The sequence below is a fragment of the Bacillus sp. FSL L8-0099 genome, assembly GCF_038006385.1.
In the GTDB taxonomy this organism is placed as follows: Bacteria; Bacillota; Bacilli; order Bacillales; family Bacillaceae_G; genus Bacillus_A; species Bacillus_A toyonensis.
Genome location: NZ_JBBOVC010000001.1, coordinates 5,213,619 through 5,238,206 on the forward strand (window position 1 = coordinate 5,213,619; position 24,588 = coordinate 5,238,206).

Annotated in this window: 30 protein-coding genes; 3 read left to right on the forward strand and 27 right to left on the reverse strand. The window is 38.2% G+C overall.

What is annotated here, in order from left to right:
• Positions 1-12: 12 nt before the first annotated feature.
• Genes nuoK through nuoA form a run of 8 tightly spaced genes read right to left on the reverse strand, consistent with a single transcriptional unit; the run spans position 13 to position 5,512 of the window.
• Complete coding sequence (nuoK, locus tag MHH42_RS26685; RefSeq protein WP_000100078.1) at positions 13-327, reverse strand: NADH-quinone oxidoreductase subunit NuoK; 315 nt, start codon at positions 325-327, stop codon at positions 13-15.
• Positions 320-844: an NADH-quinone oxidoreductase subunit J gene (locus MHH42_RS26690; protein WP_097854377.1), complete on the reverse strand. Its 525-nt coding sequence runs from the start codon at positions 842-844 to the stop codon at positions 320-322. The genes nuoK and MHH42_RS26690 overlap by 8 nt, the downstream gene beginning before the upstream one ends.
• Positions 841-1,260 carry an NADH-quinone oxidoreductase subunit NuoI gene (gene nuoI, locus MHH42_RS26695; protein ID WP_000677189.1) on the reverse strand — a complete coding sequence of 140 codons (420 nt, stop codon included), beginning with the start codon at positions 1,258-1,260 and terminating at the stop codon, positions 841-843. Before nuoI ends, MHH42_RS26690 begins: the two co-directional genes overlap by 4 nt.
• Before the next feature lie 25 nt (positions 1,261-1,285).
• Positions 1,286-2,287, reverse strand: coding sequence for an NADH-quinone oxidoreductase subunit NuoH (nuoH, locus tag MHH42_RS26700; protein ID WP_000573426.1), 1,002 nt, complete (start codon positions 2,285-2,287; stop codon positions 1,286-1,288).
• A complete protein-coding gene (gene nuoD / locus MHH42_RS26705; RefSeq protein WP_097854375.1) occupies positions 2,287-3,387 on the reverse strand; it encodes an NADH-quinone oxidoreductase subunit NuoD in 1,101 nt (366 codons plus the stop codon). Before nuoD ends, nuoH begins: the two co-directional genes overlap by 1 nt.
• Before the next feature lie 3 nt (positions 3,388-3,390).
• Positions 3,391-4,638: an NADH-quinone oxidoreductase subunit C gene (locus MHH42_RS26710; RefSeq protein ID WP_340894620.1), complete on the reverse strand. Its 1,248-nt coding sequence runs from the start codon at positions 4,636-4,638 to the stop codon at positions 3,391-3,393.
• Positions 4,635-5,153: an NADH-quinone oxidoreductase subunit NuoB gene (gene nuoB / locus MHH42_RS26715; RefSeq protein WP_000236327.1), complete on the reverse strand. Its 519-nt coding sequence runs from the start codon at positions 5,151-5,153 to the stop codon at positions 4,635-4,637. The genes MHH42_RS26710 and nuoB overlap by 4 nt, the downstream gene beginning before the upstream one ends.
• Positions 5,144-5,512 (reverse strand): NADH-quinone oxidoreductase subunit NuoA, encoded by a 369-nt coding sequence (nuoA, locus tag MHH42_RS26720; RefSeq protein WP_000179277.1) that lies wholly within the window; start codon positions 5,510-5,512, stop codon positions 5,144-5,146. The genes nuoB and nuoA overlap by 10 nt, the downstream gene beginning before the upstream one ends.
• A gap of 289 nt (positions 5,513-5,801) precedes the next feature.
• Between nuoA and MHH42_RS26725 the strand changes: the two genes are divergently transcribed.
• Positions 5,802-8,531 carry an EAL domain-containing protein gene (locus MHH42_RS26725; RefSeq protein WP_097838277.1) on the forward strand — a complete coding sequence of 910 codons (2,730 nt, stop codon included), beginning with the start codon at positions 5,802-5,804 and terminating at the stop codon, positions 8,529-8,531.
• 93 nt (positions 8,532-8,624) lie between these two features.
• On the opposite strand, the gene MHH42_RS26730 is transcribed toward MHH42_RS26725, so the two are convergent.
• The 19 genes from MHH42_RS26730 to MHH42_RS26820 all read right to left on the reverse strand — a co-directional run bounded on the left by MHH42_RS26730 (position 8,625) and on the right by MHH42_RS26820 (position 23,001).
• A complete protein-coding gene (locus MHH42_RS26730) occupies positions 8,625-9,278 on the reverse strand; it encodes a DUF975 family protein (RefSeq protein WP_000622473.1) in 654 nt (217 codons plus the stop codon).
• A gap of 44 nt (positions 9,279-9,322) precedes the next feature.
• A complete protein-coding gene (locus MHH42_RS26735) occupies positions 9,323-10,108 on the reverse strand; it encodes a DUF975 family protein (RefSeq protein WP_016107300.1) in 786 nt (261 codons plus the stop codon).
• Between the two features lie 139 nt (positions 10,109-10,247).
• On the reverse strand, positions 10,248-10,649 hold the full coding sequence (gene atpC, locus MHH42_RS26740; protein ID WP_000847214.1) for a F0F1 ATP synthase subunit epsilon: 402 nt from the start codon (positions 10,647-10,649) through the stop codon (positions 10,248-10,250).
• 20 nt (positions 10,650-10,669) lie between these two features.
• Positions 10,670-12,079 (reverse strand): F0F1 ATP synthase subunit beta, encoded by a 1,410-nt coding sequence (atpD, locus tag MHH42_RS26745; RefSeq protein ID WP_001032588.1) that lies wholly within the window; start codon positions 12,077-12,079, stop codon positions 10,670-10,672.
• A 241-nt stretch (positions 12,080-12,320) separates the two neighbouring features.
• Positions 12,321-13,181: a F0F1 ATP synthase subunit gamma gene (atpG, locus tag MHH42_RS26750; RefSeq protein WP_000157703.1), complete on the reverse strand. Its 861-nt coding sequence runs from the start codon at positions 13,179-13,181 to the stop codon at positions 12,321-12,323.
• Between the two features lie 246 nt (positions 13,182-13,427).
• Positions 13,428-14,936 (reverse strand): F0F1 ATP synthase subunit alpha, encoded by a 1,509-nt coding sequence (atpA, locus tag MHH42_RS26755; RefSeq protein ID WP_000027515.1) that lies wholly within the window; start codon positions 14,934-14,936, stop codon positions 13,428-13,430.
• Between the two features lie 11 nt (positions 14,937-14,947).
• Entirely contained in the window at positions 14,948-15,490 is a 543-nt protein-coding gene (gene atpH / locus MHH42_RS26760; RefSeq protein WP_000064687.1) for a F0F1 ATP synthase subunit delta, read from the reverse strand.
• The gene (gene atpF, locus MHH42_RS26765; protein WP_001142619.1) at positions 15,487-15,993 is read right to left on the reverse strand and encodes a F0F1 ATP synthase subunit B; all 507 of its coding nucleotides are present in this window, start codon (positions 15,991-15,993) and stop codon (positions 15,487-15,489) included. The genes atpH and atpF overlap by 4 nt, the downstream gene beginning before the upstream one ends.
• Before the next feature lie 128 nt (positions 15,994-16,121).
• The gene (atpE, locus tag MHH42_RS26770; RefSeq protein ID WP_000052064.1) at positions 16,122-16,340 is read right to left on the reverse strand and encodes a F0F1 ATP synthase subunit C; all 219 of its coding nucleotides are present in this window, start codon (positions 16,338-16,340) and stop codon (positions 16,122-16,124) included.
• A 56-nt stretch (positions 16,341-16,396) separates the two neighbouring features.
• A complete protein-coding gene (gene atpB / locus MHH42_RS26775; protein WP_000399876.1) occupies positions 16,397-17,116 on the reverse strand; it encodes a F0F1 ATP synthase subunit A in 720 nt (239 codons plus the stop codon).
• Between the two features lie 7 nt (positions 17,117-17,123).
• Positions 17,124-17,516, reverse strand: coding sequence for an ATP synthase subunit I (locus MHH42_RS26780; protein WP_000567600.1), 393 nt, complete (start codon positions 17,514-17,516; stop codon positions 17,124-17,126).
• The gene (locus MHH42_RS26785) at positions 17,516-17,740 is read right to left on the reverse strand and encodes an AtpZ/AtpI family protein (RefSeq protein ID WP_001171219.1); all 225 of its coding nucleotides are present in this window, start codon (positions 17,738-17,740) and stop codon (positions 17,516-17,518) included. Before MHH42_RS26785 ends, MHH42_RS26780 begins: the two co-directional genes overlap by 1 nt.
• A 26-nt stretch (positions 17,741-17,766) precedes the next feature.
• Positions 17,767-17,880 carry a DUF4024 domain-containing protein gene (locus MHH42_RS26790; RefSeq protein WP_000232961.1) on the reverse strand — a complete coding sequence of 38 codons (114 nt, stop codon included), beginning with the start codon at positions 17,878-17,880 and terminating at the stop codon, positions 17,767-17,769.
• A gap of 375 nt (positions 17,881-18,255) precedes the next feature.
• Positions 18,256-18,885, reverse strand: coding sequence for a uracil phosphoribosyltransferase (gene upp, locus MHH42_RS26795; RefSeq protein WP_000517536.1), 630 nt, complete (start codon positions 18,883-18,885; stop codon positions 18,256-18,258).
• Positions 18,886-19,157: 272 nt separating this feature from the next.
• Entirely contained in the window at positions 19,158-20,399 is a 1,242-nt protein-coding gene (gene glyA, locus MHH42_RS26800) for a serine hydroxymethyltransferase (protein ID WP_000349812.1), read from the reverse strand.
• A gap of 253 nt (positions 20,400-20,652) precedes the next feature.
• The gene (locus MHH42_RS26805) at positions 20,653-21,243 is read right to left on the reverse strand and encodes a TIGR01440 family protein (RefSeq protein WP_002045951.1); all 591 of its coding nucleotides are present in this window, start codon (positions 21,241-21,243) and stop codon (positions 20,653-20,655) included.
• Positions 21,244-21,291: 48 nt separating this feature from the next.
• A complete protein-coding gene (gene rpiB, locus MHH42_RS26810; RefSeq protein ID WP_097872899.1) occupies positions 21,292-21,735 on the reverse strand; it encodes a ribose 5-phosphate isomerase B in 444 nt (147 codons plus the stop codon).
• 96 nt (positions 21,736-21,831) lie between these two features.
• Positions 21,832-22,272, reverse strand: coding sequence for a low molecular weight protein arginine phosphatase (locus tag MHH42_RS26815; protein ID WP_097872900.1), 441 nt, complete (start codon positions 22,270-22,272; stop codon positions 21,832-21,834).
• Between the two features lie 231 nt (positions 22,273-22,503).
• Positions 22,504-23,001 (reverse strand): PTS sugar transporter subunit IIA, encoded by a 498-nt coding sequence (locus tag MHH42_RS26820; protein ID WP_000473666.1) that lies wholly within the window; start codon positions 22,999-23,001, stop codon positions 22,504-22,506.
• Between the two features lie 388 nt (positions 23,002-23,389).
• On the opposite strand from MHH42_RS26820, the gene MHH42_RS26825 reads away from it, so the two are divergent.
• Together MHH42_RS26825 and MHH42_RS26830 are read left to right on the forward strand one after the other, a co-directional pair.
• The gene (locus MHH42_RS26825; protein ID WP_000968621.1) at positions 23,390-23,776 is read left to right on the forward strand and encodes a DoxX family protein; all 387 of its coding nucleotides are present in this window, start codon (positions 23,390-23,392) and stop codon (positions 23,774-23,776) included.
• A 166-nt stretch (positions 23,777-23,942) separates the two neighbouring features.
• Positions 23,943-24,554 (forward strand): flavin reductase family protein, encoded by a 612-nt coding sequence (locus MHH42_RS26830; protein ID WP_000949059.1) that lies wholly within the window; start codon positions 23,943-23,945, stop codon positions 24,552-24,554.
• Positions 24,555-24,588: the final 34 nt, after the last annotated feature.

A 24,588-nucleotide genomic window follows, 5' to 3' on the forward strand; every position in this document is an offset into this window, starting at 1 on the left:
TCGGTCACAATGCTATCCTTTAAGCGTATCCATTTCATCTACATGAACTGTCGTGCGATTACGATACAAAGCAATTAAAATGGCGAGCCCTACCGCCGCCTCCGCTGCTGCTACAGCCATCGTAAACAGCGAGAAGATTTGCCCTGTTAAATTCGGGAACAAACCTAATTTACTAAACGCCACTAAATTTAAATTGGCAGCGTTTAGCATTAATTCGATACAAACTAATACGATTACTGTGTTTCGCTTCGTTAAAGCTCCAAATAAACCGATGCAAAACAAAATAATCGCAAGTGTTAAATACGCAGAAGCTGGAACGCTACTCATTGGAATCCTCCTCTTTCTCATCCTTCTTCGCAAGTATAATCGCGCCAACAAGTGCTACAAGTAAAATAACCGAGGTTAACTCAAATGGAATAATGTATTTCGAATAGAGAAGTGTACCGATTTGAAGTGTGTTTTTTTCATAGAGAGGTAAACTTCCTTGTGTGCTTTCATTTGAAAAATCGATACTATTAACAGCGAAATACATAACTGCCCCAAATGCTACAACTGCAAAGAAGATAATCCATTTTCGAAGAGTAAGACGTGATTCATTTTCCGCATTATGTTTCGTTAACATAATGCCAAAAATCATAATAATTGTGATTGCACCAGAGTAAAGTAAAATTTGTGCAACTCCGATAAACTCGGCCGATAAAAGAAAGTACAAACCTGCAATGCTGAGAAATGTCAGAACGAGAGCTAGCATCATATGCATTACTTTCGTTAAGTTCAACATGAGAACACCACCGATAATTGCAGACAAGGATAGTATAAAGAATGCTACAAACTCGCCATTCATGCTTTATTCTCCTTCCTGACGTTTTCATCGTTTTCGTCGAGCCACTGCAAATTTTTAAATAAATCATCACGTGAATATGCTGCGAGTTCAAAGTTATTTGTCATAACAATTGCCTCTGTTGGGCAAACTTCTGTACATAAATCGCAAAGTATACAAATTTCAAAATTAATATCATACGTATCAATAATTTTCCCTTTTTTCGTAGGGTCAGGATGTTTCTTTCCCGTCAATTGAATGCAATCTGTCGGACAAATGTTAGAACACTGATTACAAACAATACATTTCTCAGGATAAAACTTTTGAATCCCTCTAAAGCGATCTGGCAATGGCAACGGCTGATTTGGATAATCATACGTCACCTTTTTCTTACTCAAATTACTCAGCGTATATTTTAAACCTTTAAATAACCCTTTCATCTCTTACTGGCACCCCCTTCATAGATTAGAAGAATAGCTCCTTAATCAATGCCGTTAAGAAAATATTTGCAAGTGCGATTGGTAATAATACTTTCCAGCCAAACTCCATTAACTGGTCACCCCTTATACGCGGGAACGTAACGCGGAACCAAATTAATAGAAAGACTACACTGCTAAATTTCAAAGCAAACCATACGGCACCTGGAATAAATCCAAGAAACATAACTGGGTTCCAGCCGCCTAAAAAAAGTACTGTAATTAAAGATGCCATTCCGAAGAAATATACATACTCTGAAAGCATGAAAAACGCCCAGCGAAAACCTGAGTATTCCGTATGATATCCAGAAACAAGTTCTGACTCCGCTTCTGGTAAATCAAACGGCGTCCTATTTAACTCTGCTACTGCTGCGATTAAGAAAACGACGAATCCAATTGGCTGTACGAAAATGTACCAAACTTTCTCCTGCGCCGCTACAATCTCATTTAGATTCAAGCTACCAGCTAGCAAAACGATACCAATTACGCTCATTACGAGCGGAATTTCATAAGAAATCATTTGCGCCGCCGCGCGCATCCCTCCTAAAAGGGAATATTTATTATTTGATGCCCATCCCCCAGTTACGACACCAATTGTCGTAATCCCAGAAACAGCAATGTAATACAGCAATCCGACACCAATATCCGCGAACTGAAATTTATCGGTAAACGGGATAACCGCAAGTACCATAAATGCTGGCGCAAATGCAATGACAGGTGCTAATATGAACAACGGTTTATCTGCAGCTTTCGGAATACTATCTTCTTTCAATAATAGTTTCAAAACATCAGCTACCGTTTGCAGTAAACCGAACCGCCCTCCAACTTGGTTTGGCCCAATCCGGCCTTGCATAAATCCCATCACTTTCCGTTCTGCCAAAATACCATATGTAACGAAGCCAAGGACTGCAAATAGTAGAAGCACTGCTAATCCGAAAAAAATGAAGAAATTCGTCCAGCTTGAAGGTGATTGTAAGAGCGTCTCAATCATTAGCCATCGACCTCCCCAAGTACAATATCGACTCCACCTAAAATCGTAATTAAATTGGCGATGTTTTCACCCTTCAATAACTTCGGTAAAATTTGCAAGTTATAAAAAGAAGGTCTGCGGAATTTCAGACGATATGGCTCTTTCTTTCCGTCACTAGCGATATAGCAACCAATCTCTCCGCGTGGTGATTCTATACGGACAAACGCTTCCCCCTTAGGCGCCTTAATAATTTTCGGCACTTTCGCCAGTACGGCTCCGTCCTTTGGAAACTGCTGGACTGCTTGCTCTACAATTTTTAACGACTCTTCAATTTCCTCCATTCGGCAAATGTAGCGATCCCAAGCATCTCCCACGCTCCCAACAGGAATATCAAAATTAAAACGATCATAAATCGAATACGGCTCATCTTTGCGAAGATCCCAGTTTACTCCGGTGCACCGCAAATTCGCTCCGCTTAAAGAATACGAAATTGCTTCTTCCGCGCTATATATGCCAACGCCCTTCACGCGATTCAAGAAAATCTCATTACCACTAACAAGGTCGTGATAACCTGCCAATTGCTCTCTCATGTATGGAACAAACTCTTCCACTTTTTCAATCCAACCATCCGGCGCATCCCACTTCACACCGCCAACTCTCATATAGTTAAAAGTAAGCCGTGCCCCGCATAATTCATTTAATAAATTTATAATCATCTCTCGTTCACGAAACGCGTACAAAAACGGGCTGACCGCTCCTATATCAAGAAGATTTGTACCCCACCAAACGAGATGGCTCGCAATTCTTCCCAGCTCCATCGCAAGTACTCGCAAGTATTCGGCACGCTCCGGAATTTCAAGTCCCATCATCGTCTCTACAGCATGGCAAATGACGTAATTATTCGTCATTGCTGATAAATAGTCCATTCGATCTGTGTAAGGGATAATTTGCGTATACTGTAAGCTCTCAGCGATCTTTTCAGTCCCGCGATGCAAATACCCAATAACCGGTGTAGCTTCTTTAATAATTTCACCGTCAATCTTAATAACAAGCCTGAAAACACCGTGTGTACTCGGATGCTGAGGTCCTACATTCAAAAGCATTTCTTCCGTACGAATCATAAGTTACACCTCCACATCATACGGTTCATAATCTTTCCTAAGCGGATACCCTACCCAATCATCAGGCATTAAAATACGCGATAAATTCGGATGTCCCTTAAATGCAATGCCTAGCAGATCATACGCTTCTCGCTCCGGCCAGTCAGCCCCTTTCCACAGCTCTGTTACCGATTCAACTTGCGGCACTTCTCTATCCAGCTTTACCTTCACCGCTACAGACTGTTTCTTTCCATATGAAAATAAATGAACATACACTTCCATATGAGTCACAAAATCTGTCGCATGTAGCTCTGACATATAATCAAAAGCAAGTCCCTCATGGAATCGTAGTAACTCCATCACCTCATAATATTTTGAAGGATCCACCACAAGAGTTGGTACATCTTTTGAAAGTTTATTAATATAGGAATCTACTAATGTGCTACCTCCTAATTTACCCCTAATAACCTCAACATACTGATTGAGATACGGCTGATTAACGGACGGTTCTTCTTGCTTCGGTACATCTTCCTTTTCACTTTCAGCACCCTTCGTCTTCGCCCTTGCCGCCGCAGCCGCTTTCGCCTTCGCTGCTGCAATTGCCTTCGCCTTTTCATCTCCCAAATTTCCATCACCTTGCGAAGCTTTCTGTTTCGCTAGCGCAGCTGCCACGGCCTTCGCCTTCGCTTTAGCCTTTTCTTCTTCCGTTACCTCTTCTGTTCCTTCTCTTTTTTGCTTCGCTAGCGCCGCCGCTTTTGCTTTCGCAGCTGCGGCTGCCTTCGCCTTCGCTTTGGCCTTTTCTTCTTCCGTTACTTCTTCTGTTCCTTCTCTTTTTTGCTTCGCTAATGCTGCCGCTTTTGCTTTCGCAGCTGCGGCTGCCTTCGCCTTCGCTTTGGCCTTTTCTTCTTCCGTTACTTCTTCTGTTCCTTCTCTTTTTTGCTTCGCTAATGCTGCCGCTTTTGCTTTCGCAGCTGCGGCTGCCTTCGCCTTCGCTTTGACCTTTTCTTCTTCCGTTACTTCTTCTGTTCCTTCTCTTTTTTGCTTCGCGAGCGCCGCTACTTTTGCTTTCGCTGCTGCGGCTGCACGTTGTTTTGCTTCTTCTACAGTCATTCCATCATTTTTTGGTAGCGCTTTCTCTTTTTCTTGATTTTCTCCCTCAAGTCCACTTATTTCCGCATCATGTTTCGCAACAAGACGTTTTCTTGCTTCTTCTTTTGCGCGCCTAGCAGCTTCTCTTTTCAGATCCTCTAAATCTTTATTTGGATTACTCATTTATTCGTCACCTGCTTCCCTGTCTTTGCCTCGTAACGAATTTTCTCTTTCAACTTATTAATTCCATAAATTAAAGCTGCAGGGTTTGGTGGGCATCCAGGAATATACACATCAACTGGTACAATTTGATCTACACCTTTCACAACAGCGTACGAATTCACATACGGACCACCAGCAGTCGCACAAGATCCCATCGCAATAACCCATTTCGGTTCAGGCATTTGATCATATAAACGCCTAACAATAGGAGCCATCTTCTTCGTTACCGTTCCCGACACAATCATGACATCTGATTGCCTTGGTGAAGTCCGAAAAAATGACCCAAATCGATCTAAATCGTAATGTGATGAACCTACTCCCATCATTTCAATCGCACAGCATGCCAGTCCGAATGTCATCGGCCATAAAGAATTACTCCTCGCCCACCCTTTTAACTGCTCCAATGTAGAAAAAAAGATATTTCTCTCTAATTCCGCTCGCTCATTTGGATGTAGTGCCTCAAAATTTATAACCATTGTAACACCTTCTTTTTCCAAGCATAAGCTAATCCAACTAGCAACATTACAACAAAGATGAGCATTTCAATTAATGCAAATAAACCTAGCTTGTCATATGCAACAGCCCATGGATATAGAAATAAAGTTTCTACATCAAAGATGACAAACAATAAAGCGAAAATATAGTAACGAGCATGAAACCGAATATTTGCATCATGAAAAGGCTCAATTCCACTCTCATACGTCGTCGCTTTTGCTGCACTTGGTTTGTTTGGGCGCAGCATCCTTCCTAATGTAAGAGCCACTACCGGCAGTAATATGCCTACTAGCAAGAAAATCAAAACGATCATATAACTATTTTCATATACACTTGCCATTGTGAAACCCTCCCCCCTAAATTAAGAACAAGTTCACTTAGTAAACAATATGTCCCAGTTGCGACAAATATTATTTTTAAATTTTTCTAAATAATTAAACTATTTTATTTATTATAGCAAACTTCAAATTCCTATGTCGATATGTTGAGGACAGAAACAAGAATTATTAAAATCTATTTTTATAACTCGCTATACCTGTGCACAATAAGTATAGAATTTATATATATTTTTTAGGCAATCGCAAAAAATAAAAAAGGAAGTTTATATGTATATACCGTAGGTGATATAAATGAAAAAACAAACACATGTAAGTATTCTTATAAGCATTTTATTATTTTCTATCGCAATTCATTACGTAGCCATGCTCTTTCTATATGAATACTCATTTCCCTTTCAAATATTAATCGGAATGAGTACCTTATTAATTGATATTATCGCTTGTAGTTATATATTTTATTTTACAAATACGAAACAAGGGTTATCCCGTTTATTTTGGATCATATTATCTGTTGGGGCTCTCTCTTATTTCATTGGTGATATAGTTGTTTCCTATCAACGTTTAATTTTAAAGGACTACTATACGTTTGTTGATCCGTCTGACTTTTTTTACCTACTTTTTTTAATTAGCTTTGCACTTGCCTTTCTATACGAGATCATTTATAACCGGGACTTATTAGAAAAGCTTTTTATGATATGTGATATTTGTATTATCGTTACAGCCCAATTTACTTTAAGTTACTACTTACTTATTGAGCAAACCATTCACGTTTTCACAACATCCTATATCGATATATTTGTTCAACTTACCTATCCAATGGCTGATTTACTCTTTCTTTTAATTGGAATCAACCTTTTATTCAGACCATTATCCTTATTACCAAAACAAGTTGGTGCACTTCTTGGTAGTGCTTTAATTTTGTATGCTACTACAGATGCTATTTATGCTTATATAAAATATTTCACACCAGCGTATTCTATGTTTACAGTTACTCCGTTCTATCAAGTGGTTTTAGTGCTAGCAGCAATCGCCTGTATTCTTCATACGAAAGAGCCTGAAAAACAAGAGCAGGTACTATTAACGCCTAAATTTGGTGAATCAATCCGATTATCATTACCTTATATTTCTGTAGTAATGCTTATTATTTTTATATTGGCCGAATATGTTTTTGCCCCCATTGTAGTAATCGGGCTTATAATAACTTTCACTTTCGTTCTCATACGCCATAGTTTAGTTCGAAAACAAAATAAAATATTATTACTAGCCCAAATGCAATTCAACTTGGAACTCGAGAAACAAATTGAACTACGTACAGAAGATTTAGTAGAACAAAAAAATGAGCTCTATCATAACCAACAAATGTTTAAATCTTTATACGAGCACCATCCAGATCCAATCTTCACATTAGATTTGTACGGCAATTTTCTTAAAGTTAATAACGCTGGTACTACTTTACTAGGGTATCAAACGAATGAATTATTAAATCAACCTTACTACTCACTCATATACGAAGAAGATTTAGAAGAAATTATTAACGCCTTTCATCGCGTAAAAAAGGGGAATTCTATCTCTTTAGAAATACGAGCGTATCACAAAAACAGAGATATTTACTACTTGCATGTTACAGCTGTTCCCATCTTTTTAAAAGATCATATTTCAGGGGTCTACTTAATGATTAAAGATATTACGGAAAGCAAACAACAACAAGAACAAATTAATTTCCTAGCATATCATGATACTTTAACTGAACTTGCAAATCGCCGTGCATTTCATCAATATTTAGAAAAGGCGATTGCACGAGCAAAAATATCGAAAAGCTCCTTTGCTGTTATGTTTCTCGATTTAGACCGCTTTAAGGTTATTAATGATACTCTCGGGCATCGGGTGGGAGACCTCCTATTAATTGCAGTAGCCAAAAGGCTCGAACGATTATCAACACAGCATATGAAACTTGCTCGACTAGCTGGGGATGAGTTCACAATCCTCATCGAAAATTATAAAAAAAGGACAGATGTAAAAAAAATAGCTGATATGATTGTAGTGGCCATGAACAAACCATTCGAAATCGAAAATCAGCATTTACGAATCTCACCGAGTATCGGGATTGCAATATACCCTGAAGCAGGCGAAGACCCACTTTCTATTTTACAACATGCCGATATGGCCATGTACGAAGCAAAAAATAAAGGAAAAAATCGTAGCTCTCTTTATACGAAAGAACTATATAAGAAAATAGAACGAAAAGCTCGAATCGAAAAGGATTTGCCACTCGCTTTAGTAAACAAGGAATTTTATCTCGTCTATCAGCCACAAATTGATACGACAACAAATAAAATTATCGGCGCTGAAGCATTAATACGCTGGAAACATCCACTATTAGGTGACATTTCACCATGTGAGTTCATTCCAATTGTAGAAGAAACGCCACAAGTCGTTCCACTTGGACATTGGGTATTAAAAGAAGCCTGTCTCCAATTAAAAATATGGCATACCTTTGGCTATCAAAATTTAAAAATAAGCGTTAATTTATCAGCAAAAGAGTTCCAACAAAATCAATTAATCGAAAACATTTCACAAATATTAAACGACGTGCAGGTCGATCCAAAACATGTCACACTTGAGTTAACAGAACGAATTGCGATGATTAATGAAAAAGAAACACTATCGAGACTGAAGCAATTAAAAGAATATGGCATTCGAACGGCCATTGATGACTTCGGTACTGGCTATTCTTCTCTCGCTTATTTATCAATTTTCCCTATCGATACATTAAAGGTACCAAGAGAATTTACACAACTAGCCGATCATCGCCCTGAAGAAAGAGCCATCTTTTCCACTATCCTTTCTCTTGCAAATACTTTAAATCTCTCTGTCATTGCTGAAGGAATTGAAACAGAAAAACAACTTAAGTTTCTACAAAAAAACAACTGTAAATATATGCAAGGTTACTATTTCAGTAAACCTCTAACAAGTAAACAGTTTATAAAATTTCTACAAAAAACACCCAGTATGAACAATTAGTTCACACTGGGTGTTTTTATCCCGCTATTTGCGAGAGTGAAGGTTCGTTATCATTTTGGGATGATTAAAGCCCCTAATGATCACAGTTTCACTTTATATTGTTGGGATTTTTTTCTCGTAATATTCTTCTGCAATCTCTTCGTAAAAAGCTGAAGCTGTCGTATAGAAATATGGAATTAACCAGAGGAATCCAATCCCTAATGTAATACAACTTAATATAAACCAACCAATAAAACTTAAACATAAAATGAAATACTCCATTTTATGCCCATCCATCATACGACGGCTTTCTGTAATGGCTTGATTCAATGAATACTCGGGATGATCGTTTATAATAAAATACGTCATCGCATAAGAAAATGATTTAATAATGCCTGGAATAATGAAAAGTAAAGTCCATAAAAGAAGATAAAGATTCACTAATAAATATACTAAAAATGATTTTAAAAATCTTTTCCCCTCTGTAAACCAAACAAATACATTGCCGATACTAGCTTGTTTTTCACGAATGATATTTAAAGCCAGATAATACCCCCCTAAAGTTAACGGTCCGGTAACAAAAAGTGTAAGAATATCTATCGAAAATGAACCAGTTGTATCTTGCCAACCGAAAGTTGAAGAAAATCCCCACTTAACACTAAAACTAAACATCGTGATAAGAATTGAAATTAATAATGTTGCCCCAACAGCTAAGCCCCATTTTCCTTCTAGAGAGTCTAACGCTTCTCCTTTTAAATCACTAATCATAATTAGCCTCCTATACGTAACAATTCTATTAGTATAGCATGTTCTTACCGCAATTCATCTTTTGAAATATAGCGATAAAAATGAGATGTCGTTGTACCCATATACGGACTAAGCCAAAGAAAACCTATTCCAAATGTCAAAGTCGCTAAAATAACCCACCCTATAAAACTAAGCCATAAAAGAAACAAATCTAACTTATGTCCCTTCATAAGACTCTTACTTTCTTTCATTGCTTGTGACACACTATATTCTGGATTTCCAATCATTACATAGTACGTCATTGCATAAGAAAAATACATCACAATCATGCCAACGATTGAAATAGCTAATAGTACGAAGAAAGCAATTGCAAATGACGTATTCCCTTCTTCACCTAACAATGCAAATAAGCCTATTAACAACATCGGAATCCATGTACCTGTATATAACAAAATCGCAAGCATTGCCCACATTGTTTTCATCATTCTTTTAAAACCACGAAATCCTTCGAATAAGTAATCTACTTTAGCACCTTCTCGTTTACTAATCTGTAGACATACATTCGTATAACCGTATGATGTAATACCATACGATGCGTTACTCAAAATTATCATGATACAATAAAATACCCCAAATGTAATAGCTGCTCCAATTGATATTGTTTCCCCTTCAATTGAACCAGCGAAGCTAACAATTAAAAAAAATAGAATAAGTCCTGGAATTAAAAGTATAAGCATTGCAGCCATTGAAACAACATAACTTAAAATAAAATATAAAATCGTTGATCCAACACCTAGTCCCCAATTCCCCTTTAAAGAGTGCAACGCTTCTCGTTTCATTTCACCGATCATTGATTCATCCCCTTTATGAAATATAAATTGTTGTACATTCTCTACTTATACAACCATCAATGCAATTATACCATTTTTGTAAAATTATCCATAAAATACAATAAAAAAATCCGTAAAGGTTTTACCTTTACGGATTTTTTTATTTCATATCGGAAACGTTTAAACGGTTCACAGCACGTTGTAATGCCATTTCTGCACGTTTAAAGTCAACATGTGCTTGTTTGTCTTGCATACGTTGCTCAGCGCGACGCTTCGCTTCATTTGCACGATGGATATCGATATGGTTTGCTTCTTCAGCAGATGATGATAATACAGTTACTTTATCTGGACGAACTTCGATAAAGCCACCGCTAACTGCTACATAATCAGTGTGTCCACCATTTTTCAGACGAACTGCACTAATTTTTAATGGTGCAACAGTTGGAATGTGACCTGGTAAGATCCCCATTTCCCCACTCTCTGCTTTTACACTTACCATCTCTACTTCTTTTTCGTAAACCGGTCCATCAGGAGTTACAATACTGACTGGAAATGTCTTCATACTTCGTCCCTCCTAAGGCCTTACGCCATCATTTTCTTCGCGTTTTCAATAACTTCTTCAATGCCACCAACAAGGCGGAATGCATCTTCTGGAAGGTCATCATATTTTCCTTCTAGAATTTCTTTGAAACCACTAACTGTATTTTTTACAGGTACATAAGAACCTTTTTGACCTGTAAACTGCTCAGCTACGTGGAAGTTTTGAGATAAGAAGAATTGAATACGACGAGCACGATGTACAACTAACTTATCTTCTTCAGATAACTCATCCATACCTAAGATAGCGATGATGTCTTGAAGCTCTTTATAACGTTGTAAAGTTTGCTGTACTTGACGAGCTACTTCATAATGCTCTTCTCCTACGATTTCTGGAGAAAGTGCACGAGATGTAGATGCTAATGGATCTACGGCTGGGTAAATACCCATTTGCGTTAAACGACGCTCTAAGTTTGTTGTTGCATCTAAGTGAGCGAACGTTGTAGCTGGTGCTGGGTCAGTATAGTCATCGGCTGGTACATATACCGCTTGGATAGACGTGATAGACCCTTTATTTGTAGATGTAATACGCTCTTGTAATTGACCCATTTCTGTTGCAAGTGTTGGTTGGTAACCTACCGCAGATGGCATACGACCAAGAAGGGCAGATACTTCAGAACCCGCTTGCGTGAAACGGAAGATGTTATCGATGAACAATAGTACGTCTTGTCCTTGCTCATCACGGAAATGCTCAGCCATTGTTAAACCTGTTAATGCAACACGTTGACGTGCTCCAGGTGGCTCGTTCATTTGTCCGAATACCATCGCAGTTTTCTTGATTACGCCAGAATCGCTCATTTCGTGGTATAAGTCATTACCCTCACGAGTACGCTCACCTACACCAGCGAATACAGAGATACCACCGTGCTCTTGTGCGATGTTGTTAATTAATTCCTGAATTAATACTGTTTTACCTACGCCGGCACCACCGAATAGACCGATTTTACCACCCTTAATGTAAGGAGCAAGTAAGTCTACTACTTTAATACCAGTTTCAAGAATTTCTACTTTAGTAGATAACTCTTCGAATGCAGGTGCTTGACGGTGAATTGGATCACGGTGTACATCCGCAGGAAGTTCACCATCTAAGTCAATTGCATCACCTAATACGTTAAATACACGACCAAGTGTTGCATCACCAACTGGTACAGAGATTGCTTTACCAGTATCTTCTACTTCTGTGCCACGAACAAGTCCATCTGTGGAAGACATTGCAACTGTACGAACTGTGTCATCACCTAAATGAAGTGCAACTTCAAATGTTAAGTTAATGTTTGCTCCGTTTTCGTTGCTTTGTTTTACCGTAAGGGCGTTGTAGATTTCTGGTAGCTTTCCGCCATCAAACTTAACGTCTACAACCGGACCCATGATTTGCGTAACGCGCCCTTTATTCATCGGGTTCCCTCCTAGCTTTCTTTTAATTAGCCAGCTTTCTAAGAGAAGTCGGCTTTTAATTTTTTATTAGTTTATAGCTTATGCGACTCTTTTGACAGAGCCGCTTCCACTTTTTATTGAATCTAGTTCCAGCGGTTAGAATGTTCGGTGGCTTCGCTTTTTCCTGCGAGGCACAAATCGCCTCTACGTCAAAAGCTCCATCCTCCTCTCATTCTGAACGAACCGCCTACGCTTTTTAATACTATTCTAACGCTGCTGCTCCACCAACGATTTCCGTAATTTCTTGCGTAATCGCTGCTTGACGTGCACGGTTGAATGAAAGTGTAAGTGAATCGATAACTTCCATTGCGTTGTCTGTAGCACTCTTCATTGCTGTCATACGCGCCGCGTGCTCACTTGCTTTACCGTCTAGTAATGCACCGTACACTAAGCTTTCTGCGTATTGTGGCAATAATACTTTTAAAATTTCTTCTTCAGAAGGTTCGAATTCATAAGCTGTCGTCGGTTTGTCAGACGCCACATCAGTAAGCGGTAAAATTTTATTTTCCGTTACTTCTTGTGAAATTTTACTTACGTAATGGTTGTAGTAAATATACAGCTCATCATAAGCACCATCTGCGAACATCGCAATTGCTCGAGAAGCAAGATCTTTAATATCAGTAAATGATGGGTGGTCAGATAATCCAACTACTTCATCAATGATGTTAAATCCGCGACGTTTTAAATAATCACGTCCTAGTCGGCCAAGCACAATAATTGAATATTGGTTTGAATCCATATTATGACGTTCACGAATCACGTTACTAACTGTACGTAATACGTTACTGTTATAACCACCTGCTAGTCCGCGATCAGATGTAATAACGATGTATCCTGTACGCTTTACAGGACGCGCATTTAGCATTGGATGATTAATTCCTTTACTTCCTTGCGCAATGCTCGCTACTACTTCTTGAATCTTTTCCATATACGGAACGAAAGATTTAGCATTTTGCTCTGCACGGTTTAACTTAGATGCAGATACCATCTCCATCGCTTTCGTAATTTGACTCGTTTTCTTTGTCGAGGTAATCTTCGCTTTTATATCGCGTAAAGATGCCACAGGTTTTCACCACCTTTTTTCCGGAAGTTGGCACGATTAGTAAGAATCCTCTTCCTAATCTACGTTGCAAGATATTCTTGCTCATGATTGAAGGAAAAGAATAGGTGCACCTACTCTTTTCCTCTACATAACCGTCAGCAATCTCAGAACCTGAGATGCCTTTTATATATACTATCTAGCTCCAGCGGCTTGAATGCTCGGTGGCTTCACTTCACATTCAAATCGAGCCGCTTCCACTTTTATTAATTACTCAGAAGCTACGAATACTTTTTTAAATCCGTTAATTGCTGCTGCAAATTTGTCGTCATCCGCAAGTTTCTTAGTTGTGCGGATTTCGCTTAATAAGTCAGCTGCATTTGAATCTAACCAAGCATGGAATTCTTCTTCGAAACGAGTGATATCGACTACTGGGATATCATCTAGGAATCCACGTGTTAAAGCGTAAAGAATGATAACTTGTTTCTCTACACGTAACGGTTTGTGTAATCCTTGTTTTAATACCTCAACTGTACGAGCACCACGGTTTAGTTTCGCTTGTGTTGCTTTATCAAGGTCAGAACCGAACTGAGCGAACGCTTCTAACTCACGGTAAGATGCAAGGTCAAGACGAAGTGTACCTGATACTTTACTCATTGCTTTAATCTGAGCAGATCCACCTACACGTGATACAGAAGTACCCGCATCGATCGCTGGACGTACGCCAGAGAAGAATAGGTCAGATTGTAAGAAGATTTGTCCATCCGTAATCGAGATTACGTTTGTTGGGATGTAAGCTGATACGTCCCCTGCTTGTGTTTCGATGAAAGGTAGTGCAGTTAAAGAACCGCCGCCTCTTGCATCACTTAATTTTGCTGCACGCTCTAATAAGCGAGAATGTAAGTAGAATACATCCCCTGGATATGCTTCACGACCTGGAGGACGACGTAATAGTAATGAAAGCTCACGGTAAGCCGCTGCTTGTTTTGATAAGTCATCATATACTACTAATACGTGTTTACCATTGTACATGAACTCTTCACCCATTGTTACACCAGCGTAAGGAGCTAAGTATAATAATGGAGCTGGTTGAGAAGCTGATGCAGTTACAACGATTGTGTAATCTAATGCACCGTGCTTACGTAGTGTTTCTACTACGTTACGTACAGTTGATTCTTTTTGTCCGATAGCTACATAGATACAAATCATATCTTCATCTTTTTGATTAATGATTGTATCAAGTGCAACTGCTGTTTTACCTGTTTGACGGTCACCGATGATTAACTCACGTTGACCACGGCCAATTGGTACAAGAGCATCGATCGCTTTAATACCTGTTTGAAGTGGCTCATGAACAGATTTACGATCCATTACACCTGGTGCTGGACTTTCGATTGGACGAGTGTTTGTTGTATTGATTGGGCCTAAACCATCAACTGGTTGACCTAATGGGTTTACAACACGACCGATTAGTTCTTTCCCTACTGGTACTTGCATGATGCGACCAGTACGACGAACTTCGTCACCTTCACGGATTTCTGTGTAAGGTCCTAAAATAATGATACCTACATTGTTTTCTTCTAAGTTTTGTGCTAGCCCCATAACGCCGTTAGAGAACTCTACAAGTTCACCAGCCATAACGTTATCAAGACCATGAGCACGCGCGATACCGTCACCAACTTGGATAACTGTACCAACATCACTAACTTCGATTTCAGACTGATAGTTCTCGATTTGTTGCTTTATCAGTGCGCTAATTTCTTCAGCTCTGATGCTCATGTGCTTCACCCCTATCTATTCTTCATTAATTCACGTTGAATACGTGCTAATTTTCCTTGTAAACTTCCATCATAAATGCGATTTCCAATACGTACTTTAATGCCGCCTAGTAAATCTTCATCTACAACATTTTTTACGCGAATTGCATCTTTTCCCGTTCTCTTTGCAAATGCTTCTGCAACGTTAAGCTTCTCTTCTTCAGATAGAAGACGAGTAGAATACACAGTTGCATCTGCTACGTTACGTTCTTCATTAGCAAGAACAACATATTCATCTGCAATTTCAGGTAAGATTTCAATGCGCTTGTTATCAATTAAAATATATAACGTATTTAAAATAGATTCAGAAACAGATCCGAATACGTTTGCAAGAAACGTTTTCTTCTGCTCTTTTGAAATGTTCGGTTGCGTTAAAAAGCTATGTAGTTCTCCGTTCTTTACATAAACGTTTTGTACAAGGCGTAATTCCTCTTCAAACATTTCTAATACGTGTTTTTCTTTTGCAATTTTAAAAAGAGCGACAGCATAACGTTTTGCTACAATCCCATTGCTCATCGCGCTTCTCCTACTTCTTTAATATAATCGCGAATTAACTTCACTTGATCTTCTTCTTTTAACTCTTTTTCAATTACTTTAGAAGCAATTTGAACAGATAAAGAAGCGACTTGTTCTTGTAAAGCAGCAATCGCTTGCTCTTTTTCGCGTTGAATTTCTTGTACAGCAGATGCTTTAATTGATTCTGCTTCTTCTTTCGCAGCAGCAACAATCACATCTTTTTGATCTACAGCTTGTTTTTTCGCTCTTTCGATTAACTCTTGTGCTTCAACACGCGATTGTTTTAACATTTCACGTTGTTCTTCTACTAATTTCTTCGCTTCAGCGTTACTTCTTTCTGCAGCGTCGATTTCACTAGTAACATGCTCTTCACGTTCTTTCATAATTCCCATTAAAGGACCCCACGCAAATTTGCGTAGCATTACTAATAGAAGTAAGAAAATGAACAATGTATAAGCAATCGTTCCAAATGGAATGGCAGCCCCTAATAATAAAGTTGGCACAAGGATTCACTCCCTTCAAAATATCTAAATTGATCATATGAAAAAAAAAGACATACGTTTCGTTCATAAAGCAATGGCGAAGAAAGTTCAAAAAACACTCTTCGCCATCTATGTAAGGGGAGTCTCCCTTATTTGTTCATTACGATGAAAGCAATAACTACACCGATGATTGGAAGTGCCTCAACTAAAGCAACCCCGATGAACATAATTGTTTGAAGTGCGCCTTTTAATTCTGGTTGACGAGCAACACCTTCGATTGTACGTGATACGATAAGACCGTTACCAATACCTGCACCTAATGCTGATAAACCAATTGCAATTGCAGCTGCGATTACACCTAAACTCATTTAATTTGTCCTCCTTTGTATTATAAAAAAATAAATTTTTTCTTACTTAAATTATATTAATGGTCATGGCTTACTTTATGAGCCATATAAACCATCGTTAACATAACGAAAATAAATGACTGGATTGATCCAACGAATACACTGAATCCCATCCATGCTAACATCGGTACAAGCGCACCTAATGCTCCAAGAACTGATGCTCCGCCTAACTTAGCAAGTAATCCTAACAGGATTTCACCTGCATAAATGTTACCGAACAAACGAAGACCTAACGTTAATGTGTTAGCAAACTCCTCAATAACCTTTAATGGGAATAAGAATTTCATAGGTTGGAAATAACCTTTAACGTATTCTTTCGTACCCTTCATCTTAATTCCATAATAATGGGTGAGGGTAACTACCATCACGGCTAATGTTAATGTAACTGCTGGATCAGACGTTGGTGATCTCCACCATGCAATATGTTCGCCAGCCTCAACTGTTGAATACATGAATGGTAAACCAAGGAAGTTCGATACGATGATAAACATGATAAGCGTAACGCCAAGCGTTAAGAAACGTCCACCTGTTTTCCAGTCCATCGTACTATTGATAATCCCTTTCACGAAGTCAAACACCCATTCCATGAAATTTTGCATTCCTGTTGGGCGAAGAGCTAAGCTGCGAGTTCCTATAACTGCGATTAAGAAAACAATAACTGCTGCTACAGTAACCATCATAACTGATGACAAATCGAACGTTAAACCTAGAAATTCAACTAATTTACCGTGTTCCACTAGTAATTCACCTCTCTTCCCTGCTCTTATACTCTAAATAAAGAAAATCTATGATCATGACAAGATATCCTGTCAGCAATCCTACACCTAAGCCCCACATCGCAATTAACTCTTGATATTTGGCTGCAAATAAAATTAATAACCCAATTGTCGCGAATCTCGAATATGTACTTACCGCTGTTGCCTTAAACTTCACGTTTTCTCCATTCGTTACGCGATCTAACAGCTTGTCTGTTCTACGTGCAATGATGCGCAAACTAAGAAAACTGAAAATCGTTCCGATAATCAGCCCAAGAAATACATCCTTGTAAGAGGTGAATCCCCATCCTAGCACTAGAAGCGCAAGCAAGTAGTACATATATTTCTTTTGTCTTTGGACAAGTCCATGTACGTCTATCATCATTGCTCTCCCGAATAGTAATGTCGAATGAGTCGAATCATTGCGTATACCCCTGTTCCTAATCCTAGTAATAAACCTATAATAAGAAACAATGGAAACGTTCCAACCTTATTATCAATCCACTGCCCACCAAAGATTCCAATAAGAATAGAACCGACTAATTGAGCAAGAATTCCTGACATTAAAGCATAAGCTTTTATATGGCTGCGGTCGTTTTTTTGCAAGGATTCATCCCTCCAATATGTAACCCTCATTCACGATGTGTTAATAATAACTCATTTTTTTGCATAAATCCTATACAAAATAAAAAGTTTACATTTTCGTCACGGAATAGATGTATTTTTGTCACTGAAAGCCCTACCATCTATCCCCGTTGTTAGCATACAATAGGGTATTAACAGTGTCAACGAGAAATCGTAAAAAATCAAAAAATTTGAGTATTAGGCATTTCCTCCCAAAAATGAAAACGTTCCCCTTCTAAATACTGGTTAGAGATATGCAATTTCTAACAGTTTTCTCTTTATAATAGAAGGAAATGTTCACAAGTTTGTCACTATTATATTTTTAAGATATAACGCTTCCCTTCCATAATATAGTGCTCCTTAGACGTAAGACTTCTATATTATATGTGTTGTGTATGCAACTTATGTTGTATACACGTTGCATATTTATCCCCCTCCCCTGCCTGCATACCCGGGACAAAAAAAGACGAGTAGGGAATTCCCTCTCGTCAGTTGTCTTACTTCGTTCCGAATAAACGGTCACCAGCATCACCAAGACCTGGCACTACATAACCGTGGTCATTTAACTTTTCATCTAATGCTGCTACATAAATATCAACATCAGGATGCTCTTCTTGTACTACTTTTACTCCTTCTGGAGCAGCTACGATACACATTAATTTAATTTGTTTCGCACCGCGTTTTTTTAGAGAGTTAATTGCTTCAGCTGCAGAACCACCTGTTGCTAGCATCGGATCTAGTACGATAAAGTCACGCTCTTCTACATCCGTTGGAAGTTTCACATAGTATTCTACCGGTTGCAATGTTTCAGGGTCACGGTATAAACCAACGTGTCCTACTTTTGCTGCTGGAATTAATTTCAGAATTCCATCAACCATTCCTAAACCTGCACGTAAAATCGGAATTAAACCAAGTTTTTTACCAGCGATCACTTTTGTTGTCGCTTTACTTACAGGCGTTTCAATTTCAATGTCTTTAAGTGGAAGGTCGCGAGTAATTTCGAAAGCCATTAAGCTTGCTACTTCGTCCACTAATTCACGAAAATCTTTCGTACCTGTATTCTTATCGCGAATATATGTAATCTTATGTTGAATTAACGGGTGATCAAATACATACAGTTTTCCCATGTGAATCTCTCCTTTAGATGATATTCATGCGTTTGCACGCTTTTTTACACTATTTACGATTGTAAAGAAAACGCTACTAATATTCAAGGGCAAATTTGGCAAAATCATGATTTTACGATGAATCTATCTAGTATCTTTACCAATAATGGAAGCTGTATCCTTCATTATATCGCCAAAATTTATTCATCATTTGTATACATACTTTAAAAACAATATATGTCCTCAAAAAAGACTGCTAAAACAAGTACGTTTCAGCAGTCTTTTTCAATCTATTATAGATCTGTATACATTGGGAATTTGCTCGTTAACGCTTCTACACGCTTACGTGCTTCTTCTAATGCAGCTTCATTTTCATGATTTTTTAATGTATAAGCAATAAGTGCAGCAATTTCATCCATGTCTTCTAAACCGAAACCACGAGATGTTACAGCTGCCGTACCGATACGTACGCCACTTGTTACAAATGGGCTTGCTGTTTCAAATGGGATTGTATTTTTGTTCACTGTAATACCAACTTCATCTAATACGTGCTCTGCTACTTTACCTGTGATTTCTAAGTTACGAACATCAATCAAGATTAAGTGATTGTCTGTTCCACCAGAAACAAGTGTAAGTCCTTCTTTTTGAAGACCTTCAGCTAAGCGGTTCGCATTATTAATGATATTTTGTGCATATGTTTTAAAGTCATCTTGAAGCACCTCACCAAATGCAACAGCTTTTGCAGCGATTACATGCATAAGTGGGCCACCTTGAATACCAGGGAAAATTGATTTATCAATTTGTTTTGCAAATTGCTCTTCACATAAAATCATACCACCACGCGGGCCACGTAATGTTTTATGTGTTGTTGTTGTAACGAAATGTGCATGTGGTACTGGGTTTGGATGTAAACCAGCAGCTACTAAACCAGCGATATGTGCCATATCAACCATTAAGTATGCGCCCACTTCATCCGCAATCTCACGGAATCGTTTGAAATCGATAACACGAGGGTATGCACTTGCACCTGCTACGATTAATTTTGGTTTATGTTCTTTCGCTTTTGCTAATACATCATCGTAATTAATACGGTGAGAGTCAGCATCCACGCCATATTCTACGAAATTATATTGTACTCCACTGAAGTTAACAGGGCTTCCGTGTGTTAAGTGACCACCATGAGATAAATTCATACCAAGTACTGTATCGCCTTGCTCTAGAATTGTGAAATATACTGCCATGTTCGCTTGTGCACCAGAATGTGGTTGAACATTTACGTGCTCTGCACCGAAAATTTCTTTTACGCGATCACGTGCGATATCTTCTACTACGTCTACGTGTTCACAACCACCGTAGTAACGTTTTCCAGGATATCCTTCAGCATACTTATTCGTTAAAACAGAACCTTGCGCCTCCATTACTGCTTCACTTACGAAGTTCTCCGAAGCGATTAACTCAATCTTTGAACGCTGTCTTCCTAGTTCTGCCTCAATTGCAGCAAATACCTTTTCATCTTGACGTTTTAAATGATCCACCAAAATCCCCCTTTTCTGAACGAATTACATCAATTCCCAACAGTTTTTTCTTATTTATTCAGAAAAAACGAAAATTCAGGTTGTAATTCTTTCGAACCTTCATGTTTTCAACTACATTCTAACATGACTTTCTATATCATAAAAGAAAAAAAAGACCGAAAATCGGTCTTTTCTTTCTTCTATTATAAAGTCAGACAACATACCTTTTATCCTATGATAAAAAGCTGCTATATGACTTCCTCATTTTTCGCATTTAACGGCAAGTAATCGTTTCTTCCTCCGCTGCATAAACAGCACGTGCTCCACCTATTAGTTTTCCACGTGTTTTCGCCATCGTTACATGTGCATTTCCAATTTCCTTCACACTTGTACGAACTGGAACAGCTACATGCTTTAAATGCATACCAATAAATGTATCACCAATATCCATTCCAGCATCCGCTTTAATAAATTCAACTACTACCGGATCTTTCAAATTGTGATACGCATATGTCCCCAATGCACCACCTGCTGATCTAACAGGCGTAACTGTTACAATTTCAAATTGATATTTTATCGCTACTTCTCTCTCAACTACTAAAGCACGGTTTAAATGCTCGCAACATTGGAACGCTAACTCAATACCTGTTTGCTCTTGAAATTGTTTTAACTCAGAAAAAATCGCCTCTGCTACTTCCATCGTTCCTGATGTTCCAATTCTTTCTCCTAGCACTTCGCTCGTGCTACACCCCACTACAAAAATTTGACCACTTTGCAATGAAGCTTGTTCTTGGAAATCAGAAAGCGATATTTGTAGCTGTTCTCTTACCTTTACGATTTCTGTCATTACGCCTCTTCCTTTCACAGGTTGGTTCACCAAATTATATTTCACACTACTGATAGTTAGAATCTATTACTTTGTTTCGTATGTTTTAATTTTTCCTACGCGGTTTTCGTGACGACCACCTTCATAGTCAGTTGTTAACCAAATTTTTGCGATATCACGCGCTAGACCAGCACCAATTACACGCTCGCCCATTGCTAGCATGTTAGTGTCATTATGCTCTCTCGTTGCTTTCGCACTGAAAGTATCATGAACTAACGCACAACGAATACCGTTTACTTTGTTTGCCGCGATTGACATACCGATGCCTGTCCCACAAACTAAAATACCACGATCCACTTCACCATTTGCTACCATTTCCGCTGCTGGAAATGCAAAATCAGGGTAATCAACTGAACCAGCTTCACATTCACAACCTAAATCAATATATTCAACATTTAATTCTTCTAATAAACTTACAAGTTCTTTACGGATATTCATACCGCCGTGATCAGATGCTATTACTACTTTCATTTTTACCCCTCCAAAGTTTCAATCAATTATCTTCATTTCACATTCGCTACCTCAATAGGACGAAGTGATCTCCAATATCGTATTATACACGAAACATCAACCCTCTGAATGTTTTTTCAGTAAAGTTTGTACAAGTTTTTCCATCTCATCTAACGTTTCTTTATAAATAGAAAGCGATCCTCCAAAAGGATCTGAAATGTCTTTACCTATACCTTCAGTTAGTCCATATAATGTATTCAACTTCTTTTCAACACTCGGATAGTGACCAAGTACAATTTGCTTATGATTTTCTGTCATCGTTACGACAATATCAGCCCAATCAAGCAAAGCTTCATTTACCTGCTGTGCGGCATGATCGATTGAAATTCCTTTTTCAGCTAAAGTTTCCTTCGCATATATCGATGCATCGCTTCCAGGATAGGCGAAAACACCAGCAGATTGCACTTCAAACTTATCTCCTCCATGATGACGAAGTAACGCCTCAGCCATCGGACTACGACATGTATTGCCAGTGCAAACAAATAACACTCGTTTCATCCAAACCCACCCCTTATATTGTATCTTTTCCCTTTAATAATAGCTTACATTAGGATGGAACAAAAGAAATGTGAATATACAAAAGGCGCATTTTTCTAAGAAAAATGCGCCTATCCACATATATGTGAAACCCTATTTCCAAGTGCCTAGAGTATTTTAACATACCTACTAAACATACAACAAAAAATAAGGAATCCATTTCATATGAAACGGATTCCTTTTATACAACAATTATTTCATTGTAACTTTCATTACTTCTGTTGAACCTTTTGTAGCTGTTACACCTACAGTTGTTTTAATAGACTCAGCTGCATCTGTGTTTGTAATAACGATTGGAGTAATCGTGCTTTTCGCTTTTTCACGAATTAATTCTAAGTCGAATGAGATTAATTTATCTCCAGCTTTTACAGCTTGTCCTTCAGAAACGTGAGCTTCGAAACCTTCACCTTCCATTTTTACAGTTTCTAATCCAACGTGGATTAAAATTTCTGTACCGTTTTTCGCTTTAATTCCGATAGCATGTTTCGTGTGGAATAATTGTACGATTTCACCATCAACTGGAGATACAACTACACCTTCAGTAGGATCGATTGCAACACCGTCACCCATCATACGACCAGCGAATACTGGATCTGGTACTTCTTCAATATTTTTCACTGCTCCAGTTAATGGAGCTACAATTGTTTCTTCATTTGTTTTTGAACCAAGACCGAATAATTTTTTAAACATAGGATAGTCCTCCTTATAATTTACCTAAAAGTTTATAGGGCAATCCCTAGTAAAGCTCGGGATACATGTAAGACTTCATACTTCGAATATTATACTGTAAAAACGCTTTCGAAATAAATTACGTCATTACTAATAGACTCTTATTGTAGCGCTTCACAAAATTCCAGTCAATTCTGATTGTCTGAATAACAATAAGAAGTTAACTTCTACTTATATTTTCTCTTTTTTCGCCCAACTTGTCTAGAGGTCTTTACTACATTTTATTTTTTGTCGTTAATTTGTAAAATTTAATTCAAACTTTTTTCGAAATTCACTTGACTAAAGTAAGTAACTATTTTATTATTACTTACATAAGGTAAGTTAATAAACTTTCAGGAGGTTTTCAAAAATGATGGATTTCGGTCTTCTTATTATTCGTCTTATTATAGGAATTACATTCATGGGTCATGGTGCTCAAAAATTATTCGGTTGGTTCGGTGGTTATGGCTTAAAAGGAACAGGCGGTTGGATGGAATCAATCGGTTTACGCCCTGGTGTATTTATGGCATTTATGGCTGGTGCAACTGAATTACTAGGTGGTTTCTTATTCGCATCAGGTATTTTCACTGTAATTGGTTCATTATTTATCGTTGGAACAATGTTAATGGCAATCTTCACTGTTCACGGAAAAAATGGTTACTGGGTAACACAAGACGGATTTGAATATAATTTAATGTTAATCGCTGTCGCTGTTGGTGTCGCTTTAATCGGGCCTGGCGCATACGTTTTACTTTAATATTTATCTCAATTTCAAGATGTTTACTTAAAAAGAGATTACTTCAGTATAATTGAGGTAATCTCTTTTTTACATCATTAAAAAAATATTATTTCCAGCAGGAGTTTCCCACTAACATCTTGTAAACAAACAATAAGTCGTCATATTCAGAAGGGAGATTTTAAACATGTTATCAATTAATCCAAATGAACAAACGGAAAAAGAGAATTACAAATTATTAACGGGCAGCATTATTCCACGTCCCGTCGCATTCGTTACTTCTATAACAAAAGACGGTGTATTAAATGGAGCGCCTTATAGTTATTTCAATATTGTTGCTGCTAATCCACCACTTATTTCAGTTTCTGTACAACGAAAAGCAGGAACACCGAAAGATACTTCCCGAAACGCAATGGAACAAGGAGAGTTTGTTGTACATATTTCTGACGAATCTTACATAGAAGCGATTAACGAAACAGCAGCTAACCTTCCGCCAAACGAGAGTGAAATCGAACTAGCAAAACTAACACCAATTAAAAGTGACGTCATCTCTGTTCCAGGTGTGAAAGAAGCGAACATTCGAATGGAATGCGTACTAGAACGCGCAATCCCTCTTGGCGGAACGGAAGACTCACCAGCTTGCGATCTACTAATCGGACGCATCGTTCGTTTCCACGTCGCAGAACACCTATACGAAAAAGGCCGCATTCACGCAGAAGGACTAAAACCAGTAAGCCGTCTAGCAGGACACAACTATGCAAAATTAGGAGAACAATTTGAATTGGTTAGGCCAATCTAAAAGCGGAAGCGGCTCGCTCAGAATGGGAGGGGGA

Coding starts and splice junctions, on each gene's coding strand:
- MHH42_RS26815 (WP_097872900.1), bottom strand. CDS start 22,272: ATGAAACGAGTGTTATTTGTTTGCACTGGCAATACATGTCGTAGTCCG.
- MHH42_RS26730 (WP_000622473.1), bottom strand. CDS start 9,278: ATGATTAGTGATTTAAAAGGAGAAGCGTTAGACTCTCTAGAAGGAAAA.
- nuoI (WP_000677189.1), bottom strand. CDS start 1,260: ATGAAAGGGTTATTTAAAGGTTTAAAATATACGCTGAGTAATTTGAGT.
- MHH42_RS26690 (WP_097854377.1), bottom strand. CDS start 844: ATGAATGGCGAGTTTGTAGCATTCTTTATACTATCCTTGTCTGCAATT.
- rpiB (WP_097872899.1), bottom strand. CDS start 21,735: ATGAAAGTAGTAATAGCATCTGATCACGGCGGTATGAATATCCGTAAA.
- atpH (WP_000064687.1), bottom strand. CDS start 15,490: ATGAGCAATGGGATTGTAGCAAAACGTTATGCTGTCGCTCTTTTTAAA.
- nuoA (WP_000179277.1), bottom strand. CDS start 5,512: ATGGCAAGTGTATATGAAAATAGTTATATGATCGTTTTGATTTTCTTG.
- MHH42_RS26780 (WP_000567600.1), bottom strand. CDS start 17,516: ATGATAGACGTACATGGACTTGTCCAAAGACAAAAGAAATATATGTAC.
- MHH42_RS26735 (WP_016107300.1), bottom strand. CDS start 10,108: ATGATCGGTGAAATGAAACGAGAAGCGTTGCACTCTTTAAAGGGGAAT.
- nuoB (WP_000236327.1), bottom strand. CDS start 5,153: ATGGTTATAAATTTTGAGGCACTACATCCAAATGAGCGAGCGGAATTA.
- nuoK (WP_000100078.1), bottom strand. CDS start 327: ATGAGTAGCGTTCCAGCTTCTGCGTATTTAACACTTGCGATTATTTTG.
- atpC (WP_000847214.1), bottom strand. CDS start 10,649: ATGAAGACATTTCCAGTCAGTATTGTAACTCCTGATGGACCGGTTTAC.
- MHH42_RS26825 (WP_000968621.1), top strand. CDS start 23,390: ATGATGGATTTCGGTCTTCTTATTATTCGTCTTATTATAGGAATTACA.
- MHH42_RS26820 (WP_000473666.1), bottom strand. CDS start 23,001: ATGTTTAAAAAATTATTCGGTCTTGGTTCAAAAACAAATGAAGAAACA.
- atpA (WP_000027515.1), bottom strand. CDS start 14,936: ATGAGCATCAGAGCTGAAGAAATTAGCGCACTGATAAAGCAACAAATC.
- MHH42_RS26725 (WP_097838277.1), top strand. CDS start 5,802: ATGAAAAAACAAACACATGTAAGTATTCTTATAAGCATTTTATTATTT.
- MHH42_RS26830 (WP_000949059.1), top strand. CDS start 23,943: ATGTTATCAATTAATCCAAATGAACAAACGGAAAAAGAGAATTACAAA.
- atpE (WP_000052064.1), bottom strand. CDS start 16,340: ATGAGTTTAGGTGTAATCGCAGCTGCAATTGCAATTGGTTTATCAGCA.
- nuoD (WP_097854375.1), bottom strand. CDS start 3,387: ATGATTCGTACGGAAGAAATGCTTTTGAATGTAGGACCTCAGCATCCG.
- nuoH (WP_000573426.1), bottom strand. CDS start 2,287: ATGATTGAGACGCTCTTACAATCACCTTCAAGCTGGACGAATTTCTTC.
- upp (WP_000517536.1), bottom strand. CDS start 18,885: ATGGGAAAACTGTATGTATTTGATCACCCGTTAATTCAACATAAGATT.
- MHH42_RS26710 (WP_340894620.1), bottom strand. CDS start 4,638: ATGAGTAATCCAAATAAAGATTTAGAGGATCTGAAAAGAGAAGCTGCT.
- MHH42_RS26790 (WP_000232961.1), bottom strand. CDS start 17,880: ATGGTAGGGCTTTCAGTGACAAAAATACATCTATTCCGTGACGAAAAT.
- atpD (WP_001032588.1), bottom strand. CDS start 12,079: ATGAATAAAGGGCGCGTTACGCAAATCATGGGTCCGGTTGTAGACGTT.